The sequence below is a fragment of the Providencia rustigianii genome, from assembly GCF_900637755.1.
GTDB lineage: Bacteria > Pseudomonadota > Gammaproteobacteria > Enterobacterales > Enterobacteriaceae > Providencia > Providencia rustigianii.
Map to the genome: position 1 here is coordinate 2,230,687 of NZ_LR134396.1, position 20,653 is coordinate 2,251,339.

22 protein-coding genes are annotated in these 20,653 nt (G+C 40.8%); 1 reads left to right on the forward strand and 21 read right to left on the reverse strand.

Annotation, left to right across the window (positions count from 1 at the left end):
- Positions 1 to 381: 381 nt before the first annotated feature.
- The 21 genes from EL244_RS10345 to yceD all read right to left on the reverse strand — a co-directional run bounded on the left by EL244_RS10345 (position 382) and on the right by yceD (position 19,924).
- Positions 382 to 1,686 (reverse strand): NAD(P)/FAD-dependent oxidoreductase, encoded by a 1,305-nt coding sequence (locus EL244_RS10345; protein ID WP_126460751.1) that lies wholly within the window; start codon positions 1,684 to 1,686, stop codon positions 382 to 384.
- Between the two features lie 297 nt (positions 1,687 to 1,983).
- Entirely contained in the window at positions 1,984 to 3,603 is a 1,620-nt protein-coding gene (locus EL244_RS10350) for a bifunctional metallophosphatase/5'-nucleotidase (RefSeq protein WP_126460754.1), read from the reverse strand.
- A 16-nt stretch (positions 3,604 to 3,619) separates the two neighbouring features.
- Complete coding sequence (locus EL244_RS10355; RefSeq protein ID WP_126460757.1) at positions 3,620 to 4,969, reverse strand: OprD family outer membrane porin; 1,350 nt, start codon at positions 4,967 to 4,969, stop codon at positions 3,620 to 3,622.
- Positions 4,970 to 5,899: 930 nt separating this feature from the next.
- Positions 5,900 to 6,925, reverse strand: coding sequence for a beta-N-acetylhexosaminidase (gene nagZ, locus EL244_RS10360; RefSeq protein ID WP_006815412.1), 1,026 nt, complete (start codon positions 6,923 to 6,925; stop codon positions 5,900 to 5,902).
- Positions 6,926 to 6,989: 64 nt separating this feature from the next.
- Positions 6,990 to 7,856 carry a phosphotransferase gene (locus EL244_RS10365; RefSeq protein ID WP_126460758.1) on the reverse strand — a complete coding sequence of 289 codons (867 nt, stop codon included), beginning with the start codon at positions 7,854 to 7,856 and terminating at the stop codon, positions 6,990 to 6,992.
- On the reverse strand, positions 7,846 to 8,439 hold the full coding sequence (gene lpoB / locus EL244_RS10370) for a penicillin-binding protein activator LpoB (protein WP_126460761.1): 594 nt from the start codon (positions 8,437 to 8,439) through the stop codon (positions 7,846 to 7,848). The genes EL244_RS10365 and lpoB overlap by 11 nt, the downstream gene beginning before the upstream one ends.
- Positions 8,436 to 8,804, reverse strand: a complete 369-nt coding sequence (locus EL244_RS10375; protein WP_230083600.1) for a YcfL family putative periplasmic lipoprotein — start codon at positions 8,802 to 8,804, stop codon at positions 8,436 to 8,438. The genes lpoB and EL244_RS10375 overlap by 4 nt, the downstream gene beginning before the upstream one ends.
- A 58-nt stretch (positions 8,805 to 8,862) precedes the next feature.
- A complete protein-coding gene (gene hinT, locus EL244_RS10380; RefSeq protein ID WP_006815417.1) occupies positions 8,863 to 9,213 on the reverse strand; it encodes a purine nucleoside phosphoramidase in 351 nt (116 codons plus the stop codon).
- 34 nt (positions 9,214 to 9,247) lie between these two features.
- A complete protein-coding gene (locus EL244_RS10385; RefSeq protein ID WP_126460767.1) occupies positions 9,248 to 10,030 on the reverse strand; it encodes a metal-dependent hydrolase in 783 nt (260 codons plus the stop codon).
- A 12-nt stretch (positions 10,031 to 10,042) separates the two neighbouring features.
- On the reverse strand, positions 10,043 to 11,035 hold the full coding sequence (gene holB / locus EL244_RS10390) for a DNA polymerase III subunit delta' (protein ID WP_126460770.1): 993 nt from the start codon (positions 11,033 to 11,035) through the stop codon (positions 10,043 to 10,045).
- A 10-nt stretch (positions 11,036 to 11,045) separates the two neighbouring features.
- Complete coding sequence (tmk, locus tag EL244_RS10395; protein ID WP_006815420.1) at positions 11,046 to 11,672, reverse strand: dTMP kinase; 627 nt, start codon at positions 11,670 to 11,672, stop codon at positions 11,046 to 11,048.
- Between the two features lie 8 nt (positions 11,673 to 11,680).
- Positions 11,681 to 12,703 (reverse strand): endolytic transglycosylase MltG, encoded by a 1,023-nt coding sequence (mltG, locus tag EL244_RS10400; RefSeq protein ID WP_115164436.1) that lies wholly within the window; start codon positions 12,701 to 12,703, stop codon positions 11,681 to 11,683.
- A gap of 119 nt (positions 12,704 to 12,822) precedes the next feature.
- On the reverse strand, positions 12,823 to 13,650 hold the full coding sequence (gene pabC / locus EL244_RS10405; protein WP_126460773.1) for an aminodeoxychorismate lyase: 828 nt from the start codon (positions 13,648 to 13,650) through the stop codon (positions 12,823 to 12,825).
- 147 nt (positions 13,651 to 13,797) lie between these two features.
- Complete coding sequence (fabF, locus tag EL244_RS10410; RefSeq protein ID WP_126460776.1) at positions 13,798 to 15,048, reverse strand: beta-ketoacyl-ACP synthase II; 1,251 nt, start codon at positions 15,046 to 15,048, stop codon at positions 13,798 to 13,800.
- 78 nt (positions 15,049 to 15,126) lie between these two features.
- The gene (gene acpP, locus EL244_RS10415; protein WP_006660807.1) at positions 15,127 to 15,360 is read right to left on the reverse strand and encodes an acyl carrier protein; all 234 of its coding nucleotides are present in this window, start codon (positions 15,358 to 15,360) and stop codon (positions 15,127 to 15,129) included.
- Between the two features lie 156 nt (positions 15,361 to 15,516).
- Complete coding sequence (gene fabG / locus EL244_RS10420; protein ID WP_006815424.1) at positions 15,517 to 16,251, reverse strand: 3-oxoacyl-ACP reductase FabG; 735 nt, start codon at positions 16,249 to 16,251, stop codon at positions 15,517 to 15,519.
- A gap of 8 nt (positions 16,252 to 16,259) precedes the next feature.
- On the reverse strand, positions 16,260 to 17,192 hold the full coding sequence (gene fabD / locus EL244_RS10425; RefSeq protein ID WP_006815425.1) for an ACP S-malonyltransferase: 933 nt from the start codon (positions 17,190 to 17,192) through the stop codon (positions 16,260 to 16,262).
- An 18-nt stretch (positions 17,193 to 17,210) separates the two neighbouring features.
- A complete protein-coding gene (locus EL244_RS10430) occupies positions 17,211 to 18,161 on the reverse strand; it encodes a beta-ketoacyl-ACP synthase III (RefSeq protein ID WP_006815426.1) in 951 nt (316 codons plus the stop codon).
- A 3-nt stretch (positions 18,162 to 18,164) separates the two neighbouring features.
- Positions 18,165 to 19,205, reverse strand: coding sequence for a phosphate acyltransferase PlsX (gene plsX, locus EL244_RS10435; RefSeq protein WP_071599556.1), 1,041 nt, complete (start codon positions 19,203 to 19,205; stop codon positions 18,165 to 18,167).
- Positions 19,206 to 19,216: 11 nt separating this feature from the next.
- Positions 19,217 to 19,387, reverse strand: coding sequence for a 50S ribosomal protein L32 (gene rpmF, locus EL244_RS10440; RefSeq protein ID WP_004253223.1), 171 nt, complete (start codon positions 19,385 to 19,387; stop codon positions 19,217 to 19,219).
- Between the two features lie 12 nt (positions 19,388 to 19,399).
- A complete protein-coding gene (gene yceD / locus EL244_RS10445; RefSeq protein WP_006815428.1) occupies positions 19,400 to 19,924 on the reverse strand; it encodes a 23S rRNA accumulation protein YceD in 525 nt (174 codons plus the stop codon).
- A 143-nt stretch (positions 19,925 to 20,067) separates the two neighbouring features.
- On the opposite strand from yceD, the gene EL244_RS10450 reads away from it, so the two are divergent.
- Positions 20,068 to 20,652 (forward strand): Maf family protein, encoded by a 585-nt coding sequence (locus tag EL244_RS10450; protein ID WP_126460779.1) that lies wholly within the window; start codon positions 20,068 to 20,070, stop codon positions 20,650 to 20,652.
- The last annotated feature ends 1 nt before the right edge of the window (position 20,653 follow it).

Consider the following 20,653-nt stretch of genomic DNA (forward strand, 5'->3'; position numbering starts at 1 on the left):
CTCGGTAAATATATTTTTAAACTCTTACATCGTTTCATATTTAATACCGTAAATAATAACTATTTATTTTTTAATCTATTATGAAAAATATATATTTTACATCAGGTTATATAACACAAAACACTAACCCTACTCACTAGTGAGTATATCTATGTATTAGAAATGATTATTTATAGGTAATTTTAAATATTAAAACATACTTAACCAAAATCAATGACGATAATTAGACTGTTTTATCACCTCTATTTAATTAATCAATGTCACTAATCTATTTAATTCATTGTTATTAATTGGGTTAATAATATGAATAACCCTCTATTATCGAATAAATAATAGAGGGTTTATTTATCATCGATAACGATGAACAATAATCGTTGTGGATTAATGTAGCTTAAGTTTCGGACGAATAATACGGTTAATACTTCCTACCAACATCATCAGCCCTGTTTTCACATAGCCATGTAGAGCTATCTGATGCATTCGGTAGAGTGAAATATAGACAAAACGAGCAATACGTCCTTCCACCATCATATTTCCACGTACTAAGTTCCCCATTAAGCTGCCGACAGTACTAAAACGAGAAAGAGAAACTAGTGAACCGTGATCTTTATAAATATAATTTTTAAGCGGCTTATCTTTCATTAATGCAATGATATTGTCATAACATAAACTCGCCATTTGATGAGCGGATTGCGCTCTTGGTGGCACAAAACCCCCTTCTGGTTTTGCACAAGAGGCACAGTCACCAATTGCAAAAATCGTGTCATCAAGGCTCGTTTGTAGTGTCGGCTTAACGACTAGTTGGTTGATACGGTTAGTCTCTAGCCCAGCAATATCTTTCATAAAATCAGGTGCTTTAATACCGGCCGCCCATACCATTAGATCCGCATAGATTTTGCCATCGTCCTTGGTATTTAATCCATCAGCATCGGCACTCGTGACCATAGTTTTCGTTAATACTTTAACACCTAACTTATTCAGTTCTTGGTGTGCAGCACCTGAAATTCGTGGCGGTAATGCAGGTAGAATACGCTCCCCGGCTTCCACTAATGTCACGTTAAGTGCGTCTGTATCTAAGCCTTTAAATCCATAACTTGTCAGCTGTTCAACCGCGTTATATAGCTCTGCAGATAATTCAACACCCGTTGCACCACCGCCTACAATAGCAATGTTCACTTTCTCTTCGGCGTTATCACGTACAGAATAACGCAGGAATAGATTCAACATTTCATCATGAAAACGGTGAGCTTGTGTTGGGCTATCTAAAAAGATGCAATTCTCTTTAACTCCTGGGGTACCAAAGTCATTTGACGTACTTCCCAAAGCCATGACTAAAATGTCGTAATCAATCTCACGTAGAGGCACTAACAGCTCGCCATTTTTATCGCGCAACTCCCCCAAAATAACTTTTTTATTTTCGCGGTCTATATTGGTTAGTGAGCCTAACTGAAAATTAAACGCGTTATGGCGAGCATGTGCTAAATAACTTATTGCATCGACACCATCATCCAATGATCCTGTTGCAACTTCGTGGAGTAAGGGTTTCCACAGATGGCTTGGATTGCGGTCAATAAGGGTGATTTCAGCACGTTTTTTACGTCCCAGCTTGCGCCCTAAGCGCGTTGCCAGTTCTAAACCGCCAGCACCACCACCAACAACAACGATTTTAGGTTGAGTTAAGGTCATATGCCCCTCGAGTCAAAATATATTAATGTTATTTAAGATTTCTAATAACAAAAAACTTAAATAACACTGATTACCAATCATTTATATTAAAACTGGCAGAAGAATATCATGCATGGTCATTTGGTCATACCAAATATTGATGCAAGTCAATTTAGTTGATTATTATGACAACGATCACAATCGTCAAATCATTTTTTGAAAAAAAAGAATCGAGTCAGCCTTATTTGGCTTAAAAATAAAAAAAGCCTGAAAATACAAATATTTTCAGGCTTGAAAACGGGAGATATTTTAAATAAGTTAATTCACTTTTTTGATACGTATATCCGTCGGTAATTTAATGGGAGAGTTATCTTTAAAGTAAGTCATCAAGGCTTCATTATCAGGTAAGCTATAGACGCGATCTTTTCCTTGTTTAAAGGCAGAAAAACGGCTGCCTCCAGTCGCAAGAAACTCATTTGCCGCGACCCGGTAAGCTTTATTCATATCTACCGGCTGACCATTAAATTTCATAGAACCAGGTATAACTTTGTCACCTACTGTACGGCTATCATCCCACTCATAATAAAAGCCTTTGGATACTGGCATAATTTGAGGACGCGCTCTGTCCCACTGTTGTTCTAATGCCTGCTTAATTTGTGCGCCCGTCAAAGTTTGCGTAACAACAACGTTGGAAAATGGTTGAACCGTAAAAATATCACCATAAGTTAGCTCACCCGCTTTTAAATCAGCGCGGATCCCACCACTGTTCATAAATGCGATTTGCGCGTCACCCGCCTCTTTACTTGACGCTACATATAGTTGAGCATCTGCAATAATTTTACCTAATACGGAATCACCCGCATCACTTAATTTTTTATCCGCAGGTGCATTCAATGTTCCCATAACCTGCTCAGCGATAGGTTTTGAAATGCGTTCATAGTTTTGAATAAAACTTGTCAGCTTAGGATCTTTCGCATAAACCTTGGTTTCAACGGGGATATTCTTGGCTTTAATGCTCACAATATCTTTAGTCTTCTTATTGACCTCGATATTTAATTGAGAAAGTAATGTCCCGTTAGATTGAGCCGAAATCACAGTTTTGCCATTAATGCTGCAATTATAAGCTTGATGAGTGTGCCCACTGACCACAAAATCAACATCCGCATCTAACTGTTTTACAATATCTACAATCGGGCCTTGGATATTGTCACAACGATTAATATCCTTAACTTTCGTGTCGACTTGTTGGGTTGCCCCTTCATGGATTAAAACCCCAATACTATGAATACCTTGTGCTTTTAATAGCTTAACTTGCTGGTTAATAGTTTCAGCTTCATTTTTGAATGCTAAGCCTGCGGTGCCACTTGGTGTCACAATCGCGGGAGTTCCCTCAAGCGTCAACCCAATAAATGCGATTGGAACACCGTCGAATTGCTTCACATAATATGGCGGGAATAATGTTTCACCCGTTTCTTCAACAATCACGTTTGCTGCTAAGTAGTTAAAATCAGCACCCAAGAATGATTCTTTACCAACACATCCCGCTGTTGGATGGCAGCCACCATTTTGCTTTCTCAGTAGCTCGGTTTTGCCTTTATCAAACTCATGGTTACCCACAGCACTGGTTTCTAACCCAATAGCACTGAGAGCTTCGATCGTCGGTTCGTCATAAAACATAGAGGAAAGTAACGGGCTAGCCCCCACTAAATCGCCAGCACCGACGACAATTGTGTTGTTATTTTCAGATTTTAATTGCTTAACCAGTGTAGCAATAGACTCAATACCACCTAATTTACCATCTCCTGGCGCTTGTAATGCACCATGGAAATCGTTAATACCAATAACTTGAATACTGACCGTTTCATTTTGCTTTGATGTACAACCTGCTAATAAAGCCCCTGAAACCAACAGCGTAATTAAACTTATATTATGTTTCATTTATCGTTACCCTTGATTACATTTTAAAGCGGTAAGTTGTCGTCATAGAGCCAGACAATGAGTGTGCGCGACGTGATTCACCGTCATAAAGTTTTGGTGTTGAGTTATCAGACTCTTGCTGATGGTGCCATCCCATGCCGCCACTCAATGAAACAGATAGATTTTCGGTCGGTTTCCAGTAACTAAATAAGCCAACCTGACCCTGTCTCAATCTTTCACCAGAATAAGAGAATTCACTGTAATTGCTGTTTGCACCGACTGAGAGCGCTGAATTCACCTTGTATTCTGCTTTTAGCTCCAACATCGTTTCACCATCACGAACGTAGTCGATATCTGCATAAGCTGGGGAATTAAAGCGTCCACGCGTATTACCGATTGGGTTACGAGCAAATTGCCCTACACCATCCGTTTTATGTGCGGTTGTATGCGTGAGACCGGTTGTTAGCGTCCACGGCGTTTCAGGAACTTTCCATTGCACTTCACCGGCATAGTGCCATGCACGTTTATCAAAGTTCTGTTTACCTCGTTTAGTGCTGTTTGAAGTGCGCTTACCATCACTACCGTATTCATGACCATAAATTTGGGAGGACAATGTAATATCTGAGTTTAGTTTATATTTAACTTCTAAACCTTGTTGGCGGAAAACATCATCTGCTTGACCAATAAAATAGGCGACTTTTAACGGTTTGGTGTCGTAGTTAATTCCCCCAGTAACAACATGATTAATATCGTGAGTCACTCCATTTCCATCACGGAAATACATTCTATCGATATTTGGGCTATCACGACGCATCACTTTACCGTCGAGATACAGTAAATCTAAATTCCAATCACTCAGTGCGGTATTCGTGTAATAACCGTTATAGGCGTTCAACGATAAACGCTGTGAGTTGGTAAAAATACCCGTATTTTTCAGGGTAAACCAGCCAGCTTTACCCTTAACATTCACAGGTTCAAAATCAAATTTAAATTTGGCATAGCGCTGCCCGATTTTGTTATATCCTTTTGCTTCGCCATCATCGTTATATAAGATTGCGCGGGAAGCAAAGTCTTTACTCGCCGCTAATTTAATTGCGCCATAATAGGAAGCATCAAAACCAATAAAGTCTGCAAAATAGCCAGATTGGTAATCTAACTGAATATTTTGACCCCATGCTTGTGCAACTTGTTTTCTATAACGTTGTTCATTGGCATCGAAACGATTCTCTGACTTTAAGTATTTCCACATATTTCGAGTAGAAAGCTCTAACTCAGAGTCAGCAACGAATGAATTTTCTTTGAAAATATTTTCCCAATTGTTTGCATGAGCACCAAAAGTGAAAAGGCAAGACGGAAGTAATATTAAAGCAATATTTTTTACTTTCATTGAATTAAACCTAACTGTGATTATTAGAATAAAAAACACCCATACCCTGTATTTAATGGGCGATAAAACACCTTGCGATCTTTTTAAGAACAATTGAATTTAGCTTTAATGGAAATACTATTTTTTATTTATTATCTTATTTAATAAAACGCTCTCTATTCGTTATTTTTCATTGAAAAAACACACTAAAACACGAAACCTTATTTAATTCGCACATCAAAATAAATATACACTCTAAACTAAATGAAAATTAAATCTTGATAGTGGATTAATTATATTTGAACAATATTTAACCGCACTCCAATAGAGCGTAACTCACTATTTTTGATGATAAAACGCATGCTAACGTAATTTTACGTCAATTAATACGATCAATGTCACAACAAGCCATATCTATTGCAAACTACGATTCATTCAATGTGACATTAATCACCATGAAGGCTTTTATATTAAAGTAAGGAGTGACTCTATTTTAACTACCATTTTGCTATTTTATTCAGTCTAGAAAACTTAATCAGCACAAGATTAAAGTTAAATAAAATCAGCAATTGAATTAATATTGCTAACCCATTAGGTCATTTAATTTCTTTAACTTAAATGTATTTACATATAGATATCCATAAATTAAATACTGGTCTAATCACCTATGTTTTAATAAATTTTAGCTCTAGTACATGATTTTATATTGCATCTAAAAAGACAATCTAGGAAATATTCCTAGATAAAGGTATTTCATTTAGCATTAGGATAATAAAATCACCAACTATTTAATGAAAAAATTAAGTCTTTTTAATCTAATAGATAAAATAATTGTGAGACCAAATTTATTTAATCATTCAGTCGTTACCCGTAACTTATTCATCTTAATTTTAGTAAAAAAATAGCCAGTAAGGATAATATCTTACTGGCTATCTATAACATTGACTTTAACTATCCGTTACGCTGTTGTTGCCATTTTTCATGCAAATTTACTAATTCTTGGTGACTCTGTTTCCAACGATCAACAGATTGTAGCTCTTTCAGACTGTATTGACGTCCACTATGGTATAACTGAGAAGCTCGGCTATCATTCTGTTTCGGTAGATTATCGAGAACACTGATAGCTCCTTCACGATTATTACAGACCAAAATCATATCACAACCGGCATTTAGAGATGCTTTAGCGCGCTCTGGATAACTGCCCATAATAGCAGCCCCTTCCATAGACAAGTCATCAGAGAAAATGACACCATTGAAGCCTAATTGCTCACGTAATACAGATTTTAGCCAGAATGGCGAGCCGCTTGCTGGGCGCTCATCTGCTTGGCTATAAATGACGTGAGCTGGCATGATAGCGTCCAATAACTCACGTTGGATAAAGTCTTTAAAAATAGACATATCCTTGCCACGAATTTGTTCTAGTGAACGGTCGTCGCGAGGTGTTTCCTTGTGAGAATCGGCTTTTACTGCGCCGTGCCCCGGAAAATGTTTACCTGTCGTTTTCATCCCTGCGCTGTGCATACCGCGAATAAAGCGCTCTGCCATCACCATGGCAATTTCAGGATCAGCATGGAATGAACGTTCACCAATTGCGATACTTTCATGTCCCAAATCCAATACAGGTGCAAAGCTGATATCGATATCCATCGCAATCATTTCTGATGCCATTAACCAACCCGCTTCCTGGGCCAATTTTGCACCATCCATTTGATTGTTCAAAGCAGCAAAGGCTTGTGCTGATGGCAATGCCGTAAAACCATCACGAAAACGTTGAACGCGCCCACCCTCCTGATCGACTGCAACTAATAAACGATGTCTCGATGCATCACGAATTTGACGCACTAATTCCCTTAACTGCTGCGCATCATGGAAGTTACGGGTAAATAAAATTAACCCGCCCACGAGTGGATGAGCCAAAATTTCGCGCTCTTCGTTATCCAGTTCATAGCCCTGGACATCCAGCATTATCGGACCCATTACATGCCTCACTTAATTAGCTATATATAAATTTGATTTTGCTAAATGATATTTTCACCTCAGCCTACAGACTAAAATAGTGCCGTAATGGTGAGGAGTCGATTAAAAACTGTGGTTCCTGACGCTGTTTCCATTGCACTTCATACCACATTAATGTCATATATTTTACCCATGGTTCCCATTGTTTACAGTGATCAGCGAGCTTTATTTTATCCCTGTATGCTCCATGAATATCGCAATACTGCGTCAGGAAAAAATCTTTTTGTCCATCAGTAAGACTATTAAATTGAAAATAGGTTTCTAGTGAAAACGCAATATCCGTATTTGCAGCATATTCCCAATCAAGTAGCTTCGCTATGTGACCTTGCTGGCACAGTATATTACCGCGATGAATATCCATATGCGCTGGGGCTAATTTCAGTATTCTCGGTAATGGCACAGTTGAGAAATAGTGATGCAGTTTTTTCCAACGCGGAGATAATCGTTTATTATCAATTGAATAACCATAATGAAGGATCTCATTACGTAATGGTAGCCGATAACCCAGTAAAGAATGACTGTGTAACTTAGCAAGAATATAAGCCAACTGACACTGTAAGCGAGGAGAGAGAAATGATTCGGTATCAGGATGTTCTCCCTCACACCATTCAAGTAATAACCAGTGGTGATTTAGTCCAATAACACCAGGAGAATATGTAAAATCATGCAGTTGATTCAATATGCGAGCTTCTTTACGGCGGTTAACATATAAAGCAGACTGAGTTACCCCATCAGCACGGGCAATCAATTTTAGTGGATAATTTATCTGTGAACTTCTCACTAAGTAGCTTCCACCAGATAATCCTTCCAGTGAAGACACTTCCCAAGTATTCGATGAAATATCTGGGAAGTGTTGACGCAATAACGAGTGCAGTGATGAACTACTGTTCAATACCGTGTTTTCCAGACCACACAATTTCACCGCTTTGTACTTCCATTAATTGCATTTCAATACTACGGTCTTTAGTTGAGCCGGAAATCACACTGTAAATCACATATTCGGCTTGAACATAACGACCTAAGCCAATAGCTTTGCTACGAGTCACCAGACTATCATCTTGAGATAAGCCTAATGTTCTTCGCGCAGCATTCACCACGTTAGGCGAAACCACTTTAAATTTATTGGTATTACTCACTACCTTAGTCAATTCTGTAGTTATCGCTTGGGTTGGCAAATTTCCGTTAGTGTTATTTTTGACGGAATCCACCAGTAATACTTTACCGCTAACAACACCATCGTCTGCAACCATCTGGTTGACTAATGGTTGTAACGAGCTACTCCAATCCACCGTTTGCTGTTTTGGTGGCATCGGAACGGTATCTGTTGGTGGCGGTGTCACGACCGGTGGTTCATCGGGATGTTGGGTATCTGGTTGAACCGGAACAATAGGTGGTTTCGTTGTTGGTCCCTGAGGAACAGAAGGACAGCCCGCTAAGACGAATGCTGCCGCAGCGACCAATAAGATCCTTTTCATTGTAATTCTCCAGCCTTTGAAGGTAAGAAAACATAAATACGTGCGTTACGAGCCTGAGGTGATGTACTCACTTCTTTCACCATCACCGACGAATTTGCCGGTATAACCTGTGGCTCACTTTTTGATGAATCAACCCTAAGTCCTTGCTCATCATACCAATAGATACGGTATAACACCGTCACAGGTTTAGAATCAATATTGCTCATATTAATCGTCGCAGTTGCCGTGACATTACCCACTTTAATAACTGGATTTTCGACTATCACACCAGCTGCAAGTAATGATGGTTCCGTGACAATACGCTGCTTTTCATTAAAAGCCAGCCCCGTATTTTTATTCCACGCACAACCACTGAGCAGTATCATTAGTAAGCCCAGAGTAGCAATATATTTTAGAGTTCCCTCAGCACGCTTCATTTTTATATTATTTCGCCAGTAAAGGACCTAAATGATGCCCGCCGACTAAATGCATATGGATGTGAAATACTTCTTGTCCAGAATGCGCATTACAATTCATGATCAAACGGTAACCGTCTTCAGCAATCCCTTCTTGCTTAGCAATTTTTGCTGCCGCGGTAATCAATCGCCCCAAAACAAGTTCATCTTCAACTGTCACATCATTCACCGTTGGAATGAGTTTGTTCGGGATAATCAAAATATGTGTCGGTGCTTGAGGAGCTATATCACGAAAAGCGGTAACGAGTTCGTCCTGATAAACGATATCCGCAGGAATTTCACGTCGAATAATTTTGCTAAAAATAGTTTCTTCTGCCATTACAAATTCCTTAATAATTCAATAGTTATTTATTTTATTGACCTGTATGCAGGTGGAATAAATGGTTAAAATTCTGCGTGGTTATTTCAGCCATCTGTTCCACACTAATACCTTTAAGAACCGCCATATACTCAACAACATCACGAACATAAGCAGGTTGATTCTCTTTTCCACGGTGAGGAACGGGAGCTAAATAAGGTGAATCTGTCTCGACAAGAATCCGGTCTAATGGAACAATTTTAGCAGCTTCACGGATTTGTTCTGCATTTCGAAACGTCACAATACCGGAAAATGAGATATACATTCCTAAGTCTAGCAACTCAGTAGCAGTCTGCTTATCTTCAGTAAAACAATGCAAAACGCCGCCACATTCACTGACTTTTTCTTCACGTAAAATCGCTAACGTATCTTCACGAGCCGAGCGAGTATGCACAATCACAGGCTTATTCACTTGACGTCCAATGCGAATATGTTGACGAAAAGATTCTTGCTGCAATAAGGCATTTTCTTGCTGATAGTAGTAATCCAAACCCGTTTCACCGAGAGCGACAACTTCGTTTCCTGCTGCAAGCTGAGCAAGTTTGTCAAAATCGTAACCTTCATCCAGATTAAGTGGATGAATACCACAAGAAAACGCGACATTGTCCCGTTTACCAATAAGTTGTTTCATGGTTTCAAAACCGGGCAATGTGGTTGCCACAGCCAACATAAAACCGACATCCCGTGCAGATGCCTTAGCGATAACATCATCGACGCTAGTGTGTAATTTTTCATAATCTAAACAGTCGAGATGGCAGTGTGAATCAACAACAAACATAGTTTACTCTTTTTATCTTGAAGGCGAAGCGAATAGCGCTTCCCACTGTAATAACTGATTACTCAGGATCAGCTCCTGATTGAGTGCGGGTACAGTCAGTAATTGATGACGACAATCTTGCCACTTACCATATAAATCAAGTAACTGAGAACTGCTCATCGTCGTTGCTAACAAAGTGACTCGCCCAATTTGGTCTTGGTTAACACAAAATTGACTCGCTTTTTGCTGAATTTTGATGCTATCCGATAACACGCCTAGCAGCCAACTAATGCATTCTGGCGCATTATCTGTGTTCAGTGCGGGTAACAGGCGCAAAAAATCTTTGGTGCGCAGACTTTGTTCCAATTCGTTGCACAATAACGTGCGTTTTTGCCAATGTTGCGGTTCAAGAAGCTGTAATGCAGCAATTGGCGCACCTTGGCTTAACTTTAGTGCTGTCACAGCATCATCAACATTGACTTCTGGCATCTGTTTTTGTAGCCAGTATAACGCGATTTCTTGTGCTGGTGCGGATAAGAAATAAGTTAAACAGCGACTTCTTAAGGTAGCCAACAGATTCTCTGGCTTTTCACAACCCAGTAAAAAATATGTTTGTTTTGATGGCTCTTCCAATGTCTTTAACAATGCATTCGCCGCCGCATCAGTCAGTGCTTGCCCATTAGGTATAGCGACGACTTTAGCTCCATTTTGCTGAGCATGACCACTTAAGGTTTCAGTTAACTTACGTACCGCATCAATACTGATTGTTGACTTACCTTTTTCCACATCTAACACATGGTAGTCAGGATGCGTTCCAGCAAGCATCAAGCGACAGCTGTGACACTCGCCGCAGCTTTTCAGCCCATCTTTATTCTGACAAATCAGCCAACGACTCATACCATAACTGAGTGCATCGGCTCCATTTCCCGCAATTGAGTGTATGAGTAATGCATGGTGTCCGCGTCCAGCTTGGTATGCACCAATTAATTGACGATATGCATCATTCAGCCATGGGTACCAATTCATGTTAGTAGCCTTATTTCCCCAACCATTCCAGCAAAGTACGGCGAATATCAGTTTGTACTTGCTCGATATCCTGGCTAGCATCGATGGTTAAAATGGTATCGTCAGCGGCAGCTAGTTCCAGATAACGATGACGAGTACGCTCAAAGAATGCTAACGATTCCTTCTCAATACGGTCTAATTCGCCACGAGAACGGGCACGCTGTAAGCCTAATTCTGGCGGTAAATCCAGATACAATGTTAGTGATGGCTTAAAATCACCCAATACCAAATTTCGTAAAGATGCCATTAAATGACGATCTATTTCACGGCCGCCACCTTGATAGGCTTGAGAGGACAAGTCATGTCTATCACCAATCACCCATTTCCCTGCGGCTAAAGCAGGTTTGATCACTGTATCAACGAGCTGTACTCGTGCTGCATATAGCATCAATAACTCAGCTTTGTCGGTGACTTTGTCCCCTTCAATGCCTTGCTTAATCAGCTCACGGAGCTTTTCTGCTAACGGAGTTCCGCCTGGCTCACGAGTAAAGACCATCTCGTTAATGCCCGCAAGTTTCAGTGTTTCAACAACGGTATTTATCGCTGTTGTCTTTCCTGCCCCTTCTAACCCTTCAATGACAATAAATTGGTTTTTCATTTCGCTTATCAATTTTGTTGTTCAATTTGTCGGTAAACCTTAACAGCCCGATTATGGTCATTAAGATTGCGACTAAATGTATGTCCACCAGTACCATCGGCGACAAAATATAAGTAATCTGTTTTTGCAGGATGAGCGGCAGCTTTGATTGATGCTAATCCCGGCATGGCTATCGGTGTTGGCGGTAACCCATCAATTTTATATGTATTGTATGGGGTATGGTTATCCAAATCACTACGATAAATTTTACCACGATACTTATCCCCTAACCCATAGATGACTGTCGGGTCAGTTTGTAAGCGCATATTTTTCTTTAAACGATTCACGAATACAGAGGCAACTTGTGACCTTTCGTTTTCTACGCCCGTTTCTTTCTCAATAATTGATGCCATAATTAGCATTTCATAGGCATTTTTATACGGTAAATCTTTATCACGACCTTTCCACTCTTCATCTAAAGTGGTTTTCATACGTTTATAGGCGCGTTTTAAAATCTCTACATCGCTGGTTCCGGCTGTATACAAATAGGTATCTGGATATAACCAGCCTTCTAAATTATCCCCTTCTTTAAAATCCAGCATGCTATATAGCTCGGTTGGCGTAGCATCCTGCGTTTTATGTTCCATGTAAGGGGCGTCACGTAAAATGTTACTCCAATCAGAAAGTCGATTACCCTCGATAAAGCGGATACTAAATTGAGCTTCTTTGCCGCTCGCTATCAATAATAATAACTCTTCAATCGTCATATTCGGCTGTAAGCGATACGTTCCCGCTTTAAATTGAGCTAATTCAGGACGCAACTTTAGAAGTAATTGAAAATTATGATTTTCATCAATTAATTGCTCTTTAACCAATAAGTTTTCTAACGCCACTCTACCCGTACCCGCAGGAACTGTAAAAATTTTATCCTGAACTAAATTAGTAGGATGTTTTGCATAATCAAGAACTTGACGGTATTGCATATAAAAAACGATGGCACCAATTACCACAAGAACAAAAACAATAAGCGCTATTTTTTTGGTTAATTTCATTTATTGGTCACTTAAACGTACTGTTCGTTCATAAAACGATGTGGATTAAATAATTACTACGCTAAACCGATTTTAGCCTAAAGTTGGTGAAAAACCACCTTTCAAGCCCCTTAATGAGGCTAATGTGGACAACGTAGTAGTAGATATTCAAACAGCTCTCTAGACTGGTAATTTACTGTTTTTTTAGGATCAAACTGAATACTTTTTACGGGTAATATCGGCATCAGTGCATTGCAAATTAACACTTCATCACACTGGTACAATATTGCAGGAAAACGCTCAACTTCCCGTAAATGGTACTGACTACTCGCTAGCTGGGCTATTATCTTTTGTCTCATAATTCCATTTACCCCAGCTTGACTAAGTAACGGGGTATGTACCTCATTTCCTATACGCCAAAATATATTGGCGCTACAACATTCAACTATCACCCCATTAGTATCTAACACAACGGCTTCATCCATTTGAGCCTCATCCACTTCTTGTCGAATAAGAACTTGTTCTAAACGATTGAGATGCTTCATGCCTGCTAATAATGGATTACGACTTAAGGGAGTCTGGCTTAATAGTAAACTAGCACCTTGACATTGCAACGTAGCGTAGTGTTTTGGAAATGGAGAAACTGTCACCATAATTGTCGCCTGATGAAAACCTTGAGAACTATATCCCCGCCCCCCCACACCTCGGCTGACGATGACTTTGATTACAAACTCATCGTCTGTTTGTTGGCGACAAACTTGAATAATATGCTCACTCAGTCGATGCCAATCAATTTCAGGGAGCTTGAGACGTGCGCTATCCCTCTGTAAGCGAAGAATATGTTTATCAAGCATCTTAGCTTGCTGATTGATTCCATGGATCGTCGTAAAACAACCATCCCCAAAGGAAACGGCACGATCTGTAATATCGATTTGTTGGTGAAGAACACCATTAACCCAATAAGACATGGATGCTTCTTATGATAAATGCTGATAAATCAGACAGTAACAAGGTGCTCTAATCATAAACTAAAGCGAGGAGCTCTGCAAAAGGAAGGCAAAAATAAAGCCCCAGTATCAAAGACACTGAGGCTTAGCATTAGAACGAATGATTGATTATTCAGCGTGATAGCGGCGGAAAATCAATGAACCGTTAGTACCACCAAAGCCAAACGAGTTGCACAGAGCGTACTCCATGTTTTCAACTGTACGTGCTTTACCTGGTACAAAATCAAGAGTACAACCTTCATCAGGATTGTCCAAATTGATTGTCGGTGGAATGATTTGGTCACACAGAGATAAGATCGTAAAGATAGATTCAACGGCACCCGCAGCACCTAATAAGTGACCTGTCATGGATTTTGTTGAACTAACTAAGACTTTTGTATCTTCACCAAATACAGACTTAACGGCTTGTGTTTCAGCTAAGTCGCCTGCTGGCGTTGATGTTCCGTGTGCATTTATATAACCAATATCACTGGCTTTAATGCCTGCATCTTTTAACGCATTTTCCATCGCTAACGCTGCACCAGCACCATTTTCTGGTGGTGATGTCATATGGTAAGCATCGCTGCTCATACCAAAGCCAGCAATTTCTGCGTAAATTTTCGCGCCACGTGCTTTTGCATGCTCATATTCTTCAAGAACAAGGATACCTGCACCATCACCAAGAACAAAACCGTCACGGTCTTTATCCCAAGGGCGACTTGCTGCTTGTGGGTCATCATTGCGGGTAGATAATGCTCGGGCAGCACCAAAGCCTGCAACACCTAATGGTGTCGTTGCTTTTTCTGTACCACCGGCTAACATCACATCCGCATCACCATAGGCAATCATACGGGCAGCATGTCCAATGTTATGAACACCTGACGTACACGCTGTCGCGATGGAAATACTCGGACCACGGAAGCCATACATGATGCTTAAGTGACCAGCAGCCATGTTGATGATTGTCGAAGGTACGAAGAATGGGCTAACTTTACGAGGGCCACCGGCCATCATAGACTCACAGTTATCCTGAATTAACCCTAACCCGCCAATACCAGAACCAATCGCTAAACCGATACGAGTAGCATTGGCTTCTGTTACTTCCAATCCAGCATCTTTGAAAGCTTGATAGCCCGCTGCGATACCATATTGAATAAATGGGTCCATCTTCTTCGCATCTTTGCGAGAGATGTCAAAATCTTCGTAATTGAAATCTTTTACTAAGCCAGCAAATTTAGTTGCGTGGTTAGTAGTATCAAAATGATCGATTAGGCTGATACCACTCTGTCCGCCACAAACAGCTTTCCATGATGAATCAACTGTATTGCCGACAGGAGATAACATGCCCAGTCCGGTTACGACTACACGACGCTTAGACACGTATGTCCTCCAAGGAGGGAATTAGTTACAAAAGAAACATAGGCGATCGAGTGATCGCCTAGATAAGTTTTACAGCTATTACTCGGATGCTTTGACGTAGTCAATTGCAGCCTGTACAGTTGTGATCTTTTCAGCTTCTTCGTCAGGGATTTCGCAATCGAACTCTTCTTCCAGAGCCATAACCAGTTCTACTGTGTCAAGAGAATCAGCGCCCAAGTCATCAACAAATGAAGCTGTATTTACAACTTCTTCCTCTTTAACACCCAGTTGTTCAACGATGATTTTCTTAACGCGTTCTTCGATAGTGCTCATACTATTAAAATTCCTATCAAAACTCGCTTTCGCGATGGTTTTCGTAGTTTATGAAATACAGGAAAAGATACAACCCAATCCCGGCTGTAGAAACCATAACTTCACATTCTTTCGCGTTATATAACACAAAAAAATGTAAATGGTTCCCTCATTTCTTTAGATCATGTACATGCCGCCATTGACATGTAATGTTTCACCTGTGATGTAAGCAGCTTCGTCAGAAGCTAAAAATGCTACAGCACTGGCAATTTCTTGTGCATCACCCAGTCTATCCGCAGGAACCTGAGATAAAATGCCTGCACGTTGTTCTTCTGTCAATGCTTTGGTCATATCGGTTTCGATAAAACCGGGAGCAACAACGTTGACAGTGATACCACGAGAAGCGACTTCACGAGCTAATGATTTACTAAAACCAATTAACCCTGCTTTCGCTGCCGCGTAGTTTGTTTGTCCCGCATTTCCCATCACACCCACAACAGATGCAATTGAAATAATACGCCCACAACGTTTTTTCATCATGGCACGCAAAACGGATTTAGACAAACGGTAAACGGATGAAAGATTCGTGTCAATAATATCTTGCCACTCATTATCCTTCATGCGCATCAATAAGTTATCGCGTGTGATACCTGCATTATTGACTAAAATATCAATTTCGCCAAATTCCGCACGGATCTGGGTCAATGTTTCTTCAATTGATGCTGGATCTGTCACATTTAACGCTAAGCCTTTACCTTTGCCATCTAAATAGGCAGTAATCGCTTCAGCGCCTTTTTCGCTTGTTGCAGTACCAATAACCGTGGCACCACGCGCAGTCAGAGTTAAAGCGATCGCTTTACCAATACCGCGGCTAGCACCAGTTACTAGTGCAATTTTTCCTTCAAAGCTCATTGTCGTCCTCAGATAGTTTCTAAAGCCGAGTCTAATGATACAGGATCATTGACTGCAACGGCAGTTAAATTAGAGACAATTCGCTTGGTTAGACCAGTCAGGACTTTACCTGGACCCATTTCAACCAATTGCTCAATGCCTTGATTTGCCATCAATTCTACTGTTTCTGTCCAGCGTACCGGATTATACAGTTGACGCACTAAAGCATCACGAATATTTTGCGCCGATTTTTCAATTTTAACATCAACATTGTTAATAACTGGGTATGCTGGCTCACAAAATTCAATTTTTTCTAATGCTTCGGCTAATTTATCCGCAGCTGGCTTCATTAATGCACAGTGAGAAGGCACGCTAACAGATAAAGGCAAAGCACGTTTTGCACCCGCTTCTTTACAAGCTGCACCCGCACGTTCAACAGCGGCTTTTTCTCCAGCAATAACCACTTGACCTGGCGAGTTGAAATTCACTGGAGATACCACTTGCCCTTGAGCGGCTTCTTGGCATGCTTTTTCGATAGATTCATTATCTAGACCGATAATCGCATACATTGCACCTGTGCCCGCAGGAACGGCTTCTTGCATTAACTTACCACGCAATTCTACCAATTTAATGGCTTGCTTGAAATCGATAACACCCGCGCAAACTAATGCTGAGTACTCTCCGAGGCTATGCCCCGCCATGATAGCCGGCATTTTGCCATTTTTTTCTTGCCAAACACGGAAGATAGCCACAGACGCTGCGAGTAATGCAGGCTGAGTCTGCCATGTTTTGTTTAGCTCTTCTTCTGGTCCATTTTGTACTAATGCCCAAAGATCGTAACCCAATGCATCTGATGCTTCAGCAAATGTTTGCTCAATCAGCTGATTTTGTTCAGCTAAAGCGGCTAACATTCCTAAAGTCTGAGAACCCTGTCCGGGAAATACCATCGCAAATTGTGTCATGTTTGTTTTCTCAGTAAATTAAAAACGAACCAATGCAGAGCCCCAAGTGAATCCGCCACCAAATGCTTCTAATAGAACCAATTGACCGCGTTGGATACGCCCATCGCGTACCGCTTCATCCAATGCTGTTGGGACTGATGCTGCAGAAGTATTTCCGTGACGATCTAAGGTCACAACCACTTTATCCATGGTCATATCCAATTTTTTCGCTGTCGCAGAAATAATTCTTAAATTAGCTTGATGAGGAACTAGCCAATCGAGTTCCTCTTTGGCAATGCCGCTTTGTGCGAGAGTTTCATCAACAATATGCGCTAATTCACGCACTGCCACTTTAAAGACTTCATTTCCGGTCATTGACAGATAAGCTTGGTCATCTGAACAACGGCTGCGATTTGGTAATGACAATAATTCGCCATAACGTCCATCCGCATGCAAGTGTGTTGAAATAATACCCGGCTCTTCTGATACACCAATAACTGCGGCACCCGCAGCATCTCCGAATAAAATAATCGTGCCACGGTCATTCGGATCAATAGTTTTAGATAATGCATCTGCACCAATAACCAAAGCTTTTTTTGTCATCCCAGTTTTAACAAACTGATCAGCAATACTAATGGCGTAGGTGAAACCGGCACAAGCTGCAGCAACATCAAATGCAGCGCAGTCATTTATTCCCAACATTTGTTGGATTTGACATGCAGCACTTGGAAATGCATGGGTTGCAGACGTTGTAGCAACAATAATGAGACCAATTTCACTGCTGTCGACTTGTGCCATTTCTAGCGCATTTTTTGCTGCTTGAAAGCCCATCGTAGACACGTTTTCATCGTCAGCTGAAATTCGTCTCTCATGAATACCTGTACGCGTCACAATCCACTCATCAGAAGTATCAACCATTTTTTCCAGATCAGCATTGGTACGAACTTGCGATGGCAAATAGCTGCCTGTTCCTAATATTTTACTGTACATAGGTTATTGATCACTCCTGGGTAAAACAATATTAAGTCGAGCTGTTATTCTTTCAGGTACTTGCCGCTCAACAGCTTGTACAGCACGGTCAATTGCAGCTTTAAATGCACGTTCATTTGCTGCACCATGACTTTTGATGACAATACCTTTTAATCCTAACAGAGTCGCACCGTTATACTGGTCAGGGTTCATATCCCCAAAACGCTTCATTAGACGTTTTTTCAACCATTTTTTCGCAAGCTGCATAAACCAGCTGCTTTTTTTGTTTTCTTCTCCGGCAGATTTCAACAATGAAAGGATGACACGAATAACCCCCTCCATTGTTTTTAGTGAAACATTACCTGCGAAGCCGTCACACACTAATACATCCGTTTTTCCTGTTAGCAATTCATTGCCTTCAACATAACCAATGTAATTAATGGACGCCGTTTCTTTCAAGATTGCGGCGGCTTCGCGGATATTGTCCAGTCCTTTACTTTCTTCTTCACCAATATTAAGTAAAGCAACTTTGGGCTGATTGATATTGGCAACTTCCTCTGCCATCACAGACCCCATCACAGCAAACTGCACAAGCATTTCACTACTGCAATTGACGTTAGCGCCTAAATCCAGAACGACAGTCTGACCTTTCTTCTGATTTGGAAGAATAGTCATTAACGCAGGACGCTCAATACCTTCAATTGATTTTAGCATCAACTTTGCCAGACCCATCAATGCGCCTGTATTACCAGCACTCACACAAGCCTGTGCCTGCCCTGTCTTGACTAACTCCAATGCCACCCGCATCGACGTCCCTTTACTTTGCCTAATCGCATGAGATGGTTTTGCATCATTAGCGATCACGCCTTCGGCAGGTATAATTTCGATACGCGAAAGTTGCTCCGCACTTTGTTGTGCAAGCAAAGGATGAATGGCTTCGGGTTGACCGACAAGCAGTAAATTTAATGCTGGATTAGATGCCAGTGCCTGCAAAGCAGCAGGCACCGTGACGCGGGGACCGATATCCCCGCCCATGGCATCTAACGCGATGGTTAGACTAGCCAAAGTATCAACAATTACTTGTTGATAACCTTACGGCCACGGTAGTAACCATCTGCAGTCACATGGTGACGCAGGTGAGTTTCACCGGAGGTTTTATCTACAGAAACTAGGGTAGCAGTCAGTGCATCATGTGAACGACGCATACCGCGTTTTGAACGAGTTGGTTTATTCTGTTGTACGGCCATTGACCTTACTCCTTAAGTACTTTTCTTTAAACTGGCTAATGCGGCAAATGGATTTGGCTTTTCTACCTCAGGAGGTAGTTGGCCATACACCATGTCCGCCTCGGACACTTCACAGTGTTCAGAATCATGAACCGGAACCACTGGTAAGGATAGAATTATTTCATCTTCTAACATTCCCAGCAAATTTATTTCACCAAATTCATTCACATAAACTGGTTCATATTCTTCCGGTAATGCTTCGGCCTTTTCGTCACTGACGACAGGACTAAAACAATACGATACGTAGACATGATGTTTAAAATCTTTTCTGCAACGTTGGCATTGTAGAGTGACATCCAATTCAGAATGCCCTTCTATTACCGTCAAACGTCGCTTATCAATTTTAAATGATAATTCGGATTCAACATCACTATCTACACTGACTACTGATTCGGCAATTCGTGTTACTTGCTCAGGTGTATAACTCCCGACATAGTCGAGGTTTTTCTGAGCGGCACGCTGCGCATCGATAGTCAGGGGTAATTTTACCTTTTGCATAAGGCGCGCATATTAACTTTGTAATGAACTATAGTCAAAGAAAAAGGCGGGGTAAACTCGCCTTTTCACCAAAAAATCGCCGGTTAAGCGGTATATAGTTTAAAATGAGTTATCCCTTTTGGCTATGAGTTTCGAGAAAAATCATGAAATCTATTATTTTGGCGTCAACTTCTGAATATCGACAAGCGCTTCTAAAGAAGCTTGGACTTCCTTTTTTAGCCGTAGTACCTAATATTGATGAAACCCCTATTTTACAGGAATCAGCTCAAGCTCTCGTGATGCGATTATCCCATGAAAAAGCGAACGCACTCACCAAACAGTACCCTCAACATCTGATTATCGGCTCAGATCAAGTCTGTGTTATTGATAATAACATCGTGGGAAAACCACATACTTTTGAAAATGCCTTTAAACAACTCAAGGCCGCATCAGGTCAAAAGGTGACTTTTTATACTGGGCTTTGCTTACTTGATAGTGCAACAAATCAGTTTAATGTTCAGTGTGAACCTTTTGATGTTTATTTTAGACCATTAACAGATGAAGAGATCGCCAATTATCTGAATAAAGATGAACCTTACCAATGTGCAGGTAGTTTTAAATCGGAAGGGCTAGGAGTCAGCCTATTTGATAAGTTATCAGGGCGTGACCCTAATACGCTCATTGGCTTACCAACGATTTTGCTGCTAGAAATGCTCCGCCAACACGGTGTAAACCCATTATTGGATTAGT

Bases quoted from the DNA above. Each gene is read 5' to 3' on its own strand.
- EL244_RS10345 (WP_126460751.1), bottom strand. From the start codon at position 1,686: ATGACCTTAACTCAACCTAAAATCGTTGTTGTTGGTGGTGGTGCTGGC.
- EL244_RS10350 (WP_126460754.1), bottom strand. From the start codon at position 3,603: ATGAAACATAATATAAGTTTAATTACGCTGTTGGTTTCAGGGGCTTTA.
- EL244_RS10355 (WP_126460757.1), bottom strand. From the start codon at position 4,969: ATGAAAGTAAAAAATATTGCTTTAATATTACTTCCGTCTTGCCTTTTC.
- nagZ (WP_006815412.1), bottom strand. From the start codon at position 6,925: ATGGGTCCGATAATGCTGGATGTCCAGGGCTATGAACTGGATAACGAA.
- lpoB (WP_126460761.1), bottom strand. From the start codon at position 8,439: ATGAAAAGGATCTTATTGGTCGCTGCGGCAGCATTCGTCTTAGCGGGC.
- EL244_RS10375 (WP_230083600.1), bottom strand. From the start codon at position 8,804: ATGATACTGCTCAGTGGTTGTGCGTGGAATAAAAATACGGGGCTGGCT.
- hinT (WP_006815417.1), bottom strand. From the start codon at position 9,213: ATGGCAGAAGAAACTATTTTTAGCAAAATTATTCGACGTGAAATTCCT.
- EL244_RS10385 (WP_126460767.1), bottom strand. From the start codon at position 10,030: ATGTTTGTTGTTGATTCACACTGCCATCTCGACTGTTTAGATTATGAA.
- holB (WP_126460770.1), bottom strand. From the start codon at position 11,035: ATGAATTGGTACCCATGGCTGAATGATGCATATCGTCAATTAATTGGT.
- tmk (WP_006815420.1), bottom strand. From the start codon at position 11,672: ATGAAAAACCAATTTATTGTCATTGAAGGGTTAGAAGGGGCAGGAAAG.
- mltG (WP_115164436.1), bottom strand. From the start codon at position 12,703: ATGAAATTAACCAAAAAAATAGCGCTTATTGTTTTTGTTCTTGTGGTA.
- pabC (WP_126460773.1), bottom strand. From the start codon at position 13,650: ATGTCTTATTGGGTTAATGGTGTTCTTCACCAACAAATCGATATTACA.
- acpP (WP_006660807.1), bottom strand. From the start codon at position 15,360: ATGAGCACTATCGAAGAACGCGTTAAGAAAATCATCGTTGAACAACTG.
- fabG (WP_006815424.1), bottom strand. From the start codon at position 16,251: ATGAGCTTTGAAGGAAAAATTGCACTAGTAACTGGTGCTAGCCGCGGT.
- fabD (WP_006815425.1), bottom strand. From the start codon at position 17,192: ATGACACAATTTGCGATGGTATTTCCCGGACAGGGTTCTCAGACTTTA.
- EL244_RS10430 (WP_006815426.1), bottom strand. From the start codon at position 18,161: ATGTACAGTAAAATATTAGGAACAGGCAGCTATTTGCCATCGCAAGTT.
- rpmF (WP_004253223.1), bottom strand. From the start codon at position 19,387: ATGGCCGTACAACAGAATAAACCAACTCGTTCAAAACGCGGTATGCGT.
- yceD (WP_006815428.1), bottom strand. From the start codon at position 19,924: ATGCAAAAGGTAAAATTACCCCTGACTATCGATGCGCAGCGTGCCGCT.
- EL244_RS10450 (WP_126460779.1), top strand. From the start codon at position 20,068: ATGAAATCTATTATTTTGGCGTCAACTTCTGAATATCGACAAGCGCTT.